A 6,866-nucleotide genomic window follows, 5' to 3' on the forward strand; every position below is an offset into this window, starting at 1 on the left:
GTCACGCCAGCATGAGCAGGCCGTCCCACTGGACTTGCTGGGCGAGTGGTCGGTGGTGGGTGGCCAGGGCGAGGGCTGCTCCGGCGCGGCCGGTGAGGAAGCCGATGTCCGAACCGGCCTTGTGGAAGGTGTTGGCGGTGTGCCGGGCGGCTGCGTCGGCGAGGGGCCGGTGGTCCAAGCGCACGGCCACCTCGAGGACTCCGGCGCTGCCGTGGCAGAGCCCCGGGCCGGTGGTGTCCCAGGTGGCGGGCGGACGGCGGGCCAGGGCGTCGAGGGCGCTGCGAGCCAGGGCGAGGAGGACAGGGTCGGCGAGCGCCCGGCCGGTGTGGTGCAGGGCAGTGGCGATGCCGGGAGTGCCGTAGCACCACGCGTCGCGGCGGCCCGGAGCGGCGGCCAGCCGCTCGGCGTCCGGGAGCTGCGCGAGGTCGTCGCCGCTGACGTACGGCGGCCAGGAGGGGCCGGGTGCGGCCCAGTTGAGGAGCCAGTGAGCCGCGGTGGCGATGGCCTGCTCCTGGTCGGGGACGGAGATGCCGGCCTGGTGCGCGAGGGCGAGCAGGGAGAGGGGGCCGGCGATGCCGTGCGCGGCCCCGGTGTTCGCGGTGCCGGAGGGCGGCAGGGTGCCGGGGACGGCGAGCACGTGTTCTTCTGCCCGGACCCACCAGCCGGGGCGGCCCGCGTCGCCGGCGGTGGTGATCAGGGTGGTGAGGGCGGTGAGGGCAGCGGTCAGGCCCGGGTCGGCCTCCGCGATGCCGAGCTGTACGGCCGCCAGGAGCACGCGGCCGATCCCGGCCAGTCCTTTGATGGTGTCGTAGACGCCCCACACCGTTCCGATGCAGCCCGCGAGCAGCCGCGTGGTTTGGTGCTCGGCCAGTCCCTGGGCGCGGGCGGCGAGCCAGGCGGCGGCGCGGCCGAGGGCTTCGTGCTGGCGTCGGTGGTCGGGGAGGTAGGCGCTGCCGTGGATGAGCGAGGCGGCCAGGGCGCCGGGGCCGGAGTAGATGCCGTCCGGGCGGGAGCCCGAGACGGCGCGGGCGGCGGCGTTCCAGTGCTGGTCTGCGGCGTCGATCATCGCGGTGTCGCCATCGGCCAGGACGGCGAGAAGCAGCGCGGTGCCGGGCAGGCCGTCCGCGAGGGTGGCGAGCGCGCCCGGGGTCAGGCCGGCGGTTGCGTGCTCGGGGTCGAGGACGGCGGCCACGGTCTCCTCGACCAGCACGAGGGGGTCAGGCATGGCGGATGAGGTTGCTGGTGCGGATGAGGTCGGTGGCGAGGGAGCGGGCGAGCTGTTCGCGGTCGCGGTCGGTGCCGAGGAGGCGGTTGCAGTGCATGTGGATCACGTCGGAGGCGCACAGCGGCGCGACGTCGTCGGCGAGGTGTGGCCGGTAGGCGGCCAGGGCTTCCAGCAGGGTGTTCCACTGGTCGGTGAGGTCGGCCGGGACGGTGGCCGTCCGGCACCCGGCTCGCAGCGCCTCGCGGCGGCGGCGTAGGTCGGCCGGAAGCGGCCGAGGGCGGGCGGCGACGGGGGCGTTGAGGGTGCGGGCGACGGCGGCGGCGGTGTGGGCGGCGAGGATGAGGCGCTGGTCGTCGTCCAGGCCGAAGAGGGCGGCGCGGACGAGGGTGGAGTCGGCCGCGAACACCTTCTCGGCCGCGCCGATCGCGTCCGGGCCGCCGTAGCGCGGAGTCTCCCGCTGGTACGGCGCGGCGGTGAGCTGGCCGGAGGTGAGGTGCTGCTCGGCCAGCGCGGTCGCGAGGTCGGCGAGGTCCTGCTGAACCTCGGCCAGCAGCTCGGGGGCGCCGTGGTAGCGCAGGCGAAGGTGGGGGCCGAGGGCAGCTGTGGAGTAGCGGAGCCAGTAGGACAGCGTGCCCGGGTACGCCGGGAGCTGGGTGAGGATCGCGTCCTGGTGCCGGACCGGGGCGGGAAGGGCGAGGGAGAGCCAGGTGCCGCCGGGGAGGATGGTATCGGCGGTCCGGGGCCGGGCGGCGGCGCGCGGATCGAGGGGCACCGGCTGCTCGGCCTGGTGCTGCTGGCGCAGGGGGAGGACGAGTTCGAGGTGGTGGCGGCCGTCCAGGCCGGTCACCGGCGGCAGGCCGGGCAGCACCTCGCTGACGGTGCGGCAGCCGCGGCGGACACTGCGGCGCAGCAGCTCGCGGTGATCCGGGCAGCGCAGGTCGATGGGCAGGTGCCGGTCGCTCTCCTCGATCACCACCTGGTGCGGCACCGGCATGGTGGGGCGGGCCAGCCAGTCGTCCAGACGGGCGTGCCAGCGGTCGCGGTGGTCGACCACCGCGCGCAGGCCCTGGGGGAGGAGCCAGCGCTGTGGGGCGAGGACGGTGGAGCGGTAGGTGACGCGCGGGGTGTAGGGGGCGAGGCCGGCGGGGCCCCAGGACCAGGGGTGCCAGGGCCTCTCGTCCGCGTGCCCCAGGAGGTGGAGTAGCTGGGCGGCTGGGGGAAGCAGGGCGCGGGTGATCCGATTGAGCAGCACCGGACGTATCAGACGGTCGAGTTGGGGGGAGTAGAGGGCGAGGTGCCCGGCCCGGGTGGTGGCGACGAGCAGGGTTCGGGGGTCGAGATCTCGGGAGTCGGTGAGAGGCAGGCCCACGGGGATGCGGTACGCCGTGCGCCCGCTCTCCACAGCCAACGCCCCGGTGCTAGCGGCGAGCGGGCGGCAGACGATCTCGGCCAGCACCGGATCAGCGCCGGCCTGCTGCTCGGTGACCAGGTCGGGCAGGTAGCGGGCGAGGCGACCGGCGGCCGACCCGGCGTCCTGCGCCGCGTGAGTGCCGATGGCCAGGGCGAGGCGGCCCCCGTCGACTTCCCGCACACGGACGTGGACCTCTGCCGTGCGGGGCGGCCGTCCGTCGCCGTGATGGGCCAGCGCTTCCACCATCTCCTCGGTCAGCTCCACCTCCTGCTCGCCGCGCGCGCCCGCTGTGGTGAGCAGCGCGAGGAGGAGATGGGTGCGATGGTCGTCCAGGTCGGTGCGGGCACCGATCGCGTCCTCCGGCCCAGGCGGGCCGATGCCGGTGGCAGGGTCGACGGCCTCCAGCAGGGGGACCAGGCGGTAAGGCCCGTACGCCTCCCGGAACCGGGCGGTCCACGCTCGCAGCGGCGCGGTGCGGTGGCCGATGCGCCAGAGGGTGTCGACGGCCCGCGCCATGTCCCGGCCCACAGTGGCGGGAAGGCGCAGATCGGCTTCGGCGATGGTGTCGCAGGTCAGGGGGCGGTCGGCGAGGTGGATCGCGTCGGCAGCGCGTCGGGCGGCGTGCAGCAGAGGCAGGCGCTCGGGGGCACCGGGCCGGTATCGATCCGCGTCGGCGAGCAGCGCGCGCAGGTCGAGGAGGTCGGTCCGAAGGCCGGCGGCCGGGGGGAGCTTGGTCGCGAGGTGGCCGAGGGGGTCGGCGGCGAGGTCGAGGGGCAGGAGGTCGGTCAGCAGTAGGCCGGTGCGGACCAGCGCCGTGATCGCGGCCCATACCTGGGCGTCTTCGGCGCCGTGCCAGCGCTTAAGTGCGGCGCCGACGACCCGTCCGGCCGGGGTGCCGCCGGTCGTGCCGCACTCGCGCATCAGCCAGCTGGACACCTCGGTCACCCGGGCGGTGCCCAACTGCGCCGTGCCGTCCGGCCCCGGGTGCTCGACCTCCAGCACGGTGCCGCGCTGCAGCGCGGTTGGGTTGGCGCTCAGGCGGAGGTGGTCGAGGGCGTCCGGCAGATCGAGGGCGAGGTGGGCGACGGCCGTGAGCCAGGCCGGGCTGGGGAGCGTTGCGCACCGGTGCTCCTCGCCCAGCAGCAGGACCGGTTCCCCGGACGCCAGGCGGGCGGTGGTAGCAGCGGCCCAGACGCCGTTGGGGGTGGTGCGGGTGCGGGCGCGCAGATGGTAGGCGGTGTGGGCGAGTTCGGCGCCGGGTGTGTCGACGAGGTCGCGGGAGGCCAGGAACAGGCCCTCCCCGATGAGTCCGCCGGCCTTCGTGCTGTCGGCGGCCAGCAGCGGGAGGCGGGCGAGTGCCACCGGGTCGGGCACGAGACGGCTACGCACGGATGGTTCCCCCTGGTCGAAACGGTGGGGTGGGCGGCACCGGAGTCGCCGGTGCCGCCCACCCGTGTGCTGCTACAGCTGGCCTGGGATCAGCAGCCGCTGGTCGGGCCGGCCGGGGGCGATTCCCCGCAGCCGTCACCGGTGGTGTCGCCCTCGGTGTCCGCGTAGGTCTCACGCACACCGGTGAGCGGGGTGTTCGCCGCGTCGAGCGCGAAGGCGTCGAGCAGTTCGGTGGTCATGGTGCATCCTCCTTCCAACGTCCGGGTGGGGTTGGTGCACCCGGACCGCGCGGGTCCGGGAGTTCGTGGGGGCCGTCAGTCCTTCGGCCAGGTGAGGACCAACGGCGCTCCGGGCCGCTCCAGGGCCCGGCCGGGGGCCATGGCGGCGGGGTCGGTGCCCTCGGAGTAGACGTGGAGGACGGGGCCGGGGCGTCCCCGGTGGTCCCGGTTCCACTCCCGCAGGCTCTCCACCAGCGCGTCGGCCAGGCTGGCGTCCTCGCCGTGGAGGACGACGCCGTACTCGTACCGGTCGGTGTGGCCTGGGACCGGGCGCATCGTCACGTAAGTCGCGGTGGTGGCGTCGGCGTTCCAGGTGAGCGGGGTGCCGCCGGGCAGAGCCCGCAGGGCGGACGTCTGGGGGTCCGTCAGCAGGGTGCCGTACGCGTCGAGGACGCTGGCGCACCACAGGTCGACGACGGGCCTGGTGCCCTCGCTCGTGCTCACTTCGACTCCGGACCATCGCGGCGTGCCGGTGGTGTCGAGGGCCTTCGTCAGGGCCTCGGTGTCGAGCTGCTGGCTGCCGTCCACGCGTACGCGGGCGCCCGGGGTCAGCGCGTGCATCTGGGTGGAGCTCGCCGCTTCCCCCCGCATCGCCACGAAGCCGCAGGGGAGCCAGCCGCCGCCGCTCCAGTGCCCTTCGCCGTCCGGGGTGAGGGCGACGAGGCGGCCGAGGCCGCGCACGCGCAGGGGGACGACGAGGACGCCGCCGGGGGCGAGCTGGTCGAGCCAAGTCTGCTCGATCGCTGCCGCCTGCACCGTCACCTCGATCCGGTCGTACGGAGCCGCATCGGGGACGCCGTGGGCACCGTCACCGGTGAGGACGCGGACCGCGTCCTCCAGACCGGCCGTTTGCAGGCAGCGGCTGGCGCGCGAGGTCACCGCCGGGTCGATATCGATGCTGGTTACCGCGCCAGCGTCGCCGACGAGTTGGTGGAGGAGAGCAGCGTTGTAGCCGCCGGAGCCGATCTCCAGCACCGAGTTGCCCGGTTGGGGCCGCAGGTACTCCAGCATCTGCGCGACCAGCCACGGCGCGCTGACCGAACTGAGGAGCCGGCCGTCGCCGTCGCGGTCGGTCGGGTGGTAGTCGTCCCGGTACGCCTGGGCCAACTCGACGTCCTGGACGAAGAGATGGCGTGGGGTGGCCCGGAACGCAGCTGCGATCTCGGGGCTGGTGATCCTGCCGGACTGCTCCAGCTGGGAGACCAAGTGGTTGTTCAGCGCGGCAGCCTCGACGGTCTGCTCTGTGACGTCGCGGTCACTGACGGTCTTCATGTCGGGGAGCTTAGGCACCGGCGGTCCCTTGGCGGGCAGCGTCACTCGCGGTCAACACAGTTGCTAGCTCCCAGGGCGATTAGTAGCGGCGAGGGTGCTCACCGTAATCAGAGGTCAGAACCCCGTTCTCCAGGGTTTCCGGCCAATCCCCGACTTCGCCGGGGCGCAGGTCCAGGGCTCGGTCGCGTTCACCCGATCCGGTACCTGGACCGTGCCGACCTGCCGGGGTGGCCGTGTACAGCGGCGGAGCGGTTGTGGCGCCGTGCGCAACCGGAATCGTGGCTACGGCTGAATCTCGCTGGCGGCGGGACCGGTGGCCGGAACCTGCTGCTCAACCTCATCGAACTCGCCATCGGCGGCGCCGGCCTGGAACGCCTCCCACTCGGCGGCGGTGTAGACGAGGACTGGAGCGTTGTGGTCCGCGCCGTGGCGCATCACCACGCTGCCGGTGCCGTCCTCCGGGAACGCCACCTGCGGCCCCTCGGTGTCGCCGGGTGCGCCGTACCAGGTAAGGCCAGCCAGCTGCTCCTTCGTGTACGTGGGCTTCGCCACCGGCGTGCCCTCGGCCTGGGTGTTCTCCGACATCTCGCTCTCCTTCAACTCGACGATGGCCGACCACTGGCCGCCTCGAGCAGAACGTCGTGGCCGCCGGCGAAGTCGTCGTCACCCGCCGCATCCTCGCAGACGACGCTGGCCGTGGTCTGCGCGAATCTGACCGTTCGTGCCCGCGGAGGCACCCCTGCGTCAGCCGGCGTCCAGTTGGTCGACCAGGTCGCGGAGGAGGGCAAGGTGGGCATTGGTGGTAAGCCCGAAGCGGCGCATGGCTCGGGCGGCGGCGACCGGTTCCCATGAGGCGATGGCGGCCTCGAACGCTTCCTGCCGCTGGCCCTCGGCCCAGCCCGCCAGGGACTCGGGCGAGAGCTTGTCGGTGCCGCTGGTACGGATGCGACGCCCGTCGATCTTCGCCGTCTCCGCAGCCTCCTCGTTCAGGCAGGGGTTGCAGTCGACCGTGGCGCACCCCGGCCTTTCCACGTCGATGTCGAGGAGGATGAAGCCGCAGCGGGTGCGGTCGGCGTCGGCCGCGTGCGTCGCCGCCGTACGGCTTCGCCCAGTCACCCGCCTCGACCACTCCTTCAACGCTTCGGCCCGCGTTTGGTTCAAGCGGGCTATGCGCGGTGGGTCGGTGTAGATCGGGCAGGTGCAGCCGGGCGGGTGGCCGAGCCTCATCGGGGCGGATCCTCCATGCGGCAGGCGGGTTCCCCAATCTGGGGAACCCGCCGGGGTCAGGGGT

The 6,866-nt window shown here is 73.8% G+C and carries 6 protein-coding genes; all 6 read right to left on the reverse strand.

What is annotated here, in order from left to right:
• Window position 1: 1 nt before the first annotated feature.
• The 6 genes from AA75_RS27555 to AA75_RS27575 all read right to left on the reverse strand — a co-directional run bounded on the left by AA75_RS27555 (window position 2) and on the right by AA75_RS27575 (window position 6,802).
• The gene (locus AA75_RS27555; RefSeq protein WP_082526870.1) at window positions 2–1,225 is read right to left on the reverse strand and encodes a lanthionine synthetase LanC family protein; all 1,224 of its coding nucleotides are present in this window, start codon (window positions 1,223–1,225) and stop codon (window positions 2–4) included.
• Window positions 1,218–4,025, reverse strand: coding sequence for a lantibiotic dehydratase (locus AA75_RS27560; RefSeq protein WP_082526871.1), 2,808 nt, complete (start codon window positions 4,023–4,025; stop codon window positions 1,218–1,220). The genes AA75_RS27555 and AA75_RS27560 overlap by 8 nt, the downstream gene beginning before the upstream one ends.
• Window positions 4,026–4,114: 89 nt before the next feature.
• Window positions 4,115–4,264 carry a hypothetical protein gene (locus tag AA75_RS51035; protein WP_199520428.1) on the reverse strand — a complete coding sequence of 50 codons (150 nt, stop codon included), beginning with the start codon at window positions 4,262–4,264 and terminating at the stop codon, window positions 4,115–4,117.
• Window positions 4,265–4,339: 75 nt separating this feature from the next.
• Entirely contained in the window at window positions 4,340–5,575 is a 1,236-nt protein-coding gene (gene fxlM / locus AA75_RS27565) for a methyltransferase, FxLD system (protein ID WP_051813497.1), read from the reverse strand.
• A 282-nt stretch (window positions 5,576–5,857) separates the two neighbouring features.
• Window positions 5,858–6,160 (reverse strand): DUF397 domain-containing protein, encoded by a 303-nt coding sequence (locus tag AA75_RS27570; protein ID WP_149038412.1) that lies wholly within the window; start codon window positions 6,158–6,160, stop codon window positions 5,858–5,860.
• A 159-nt stretch (window positions 6,161–6,319) separates the two neighbouring features.
• On the reverse strand, window positions 6,320–6,802 hold the full coding sequence (locus tag AA75_RS27575) for a hypothetical protein (RefSeq protein WP_033822967.1): 483 nt from the start codon (window positions 6,800–6,802) through the stop codon (window positions 6,320–6,322).
• Window positions 6,803–6,866: the final 64 nt, after the last annotated feature.

It is taken from the genome of Kitasatospora sp. MBT63 (assembly GCF_000710465.2).
Classification (GTDB): domain Bacteria; phylum Actinomycetota; class Actinomycetes; order Streptomycetales; family Streptomycetaceae; genus Kitasatospora.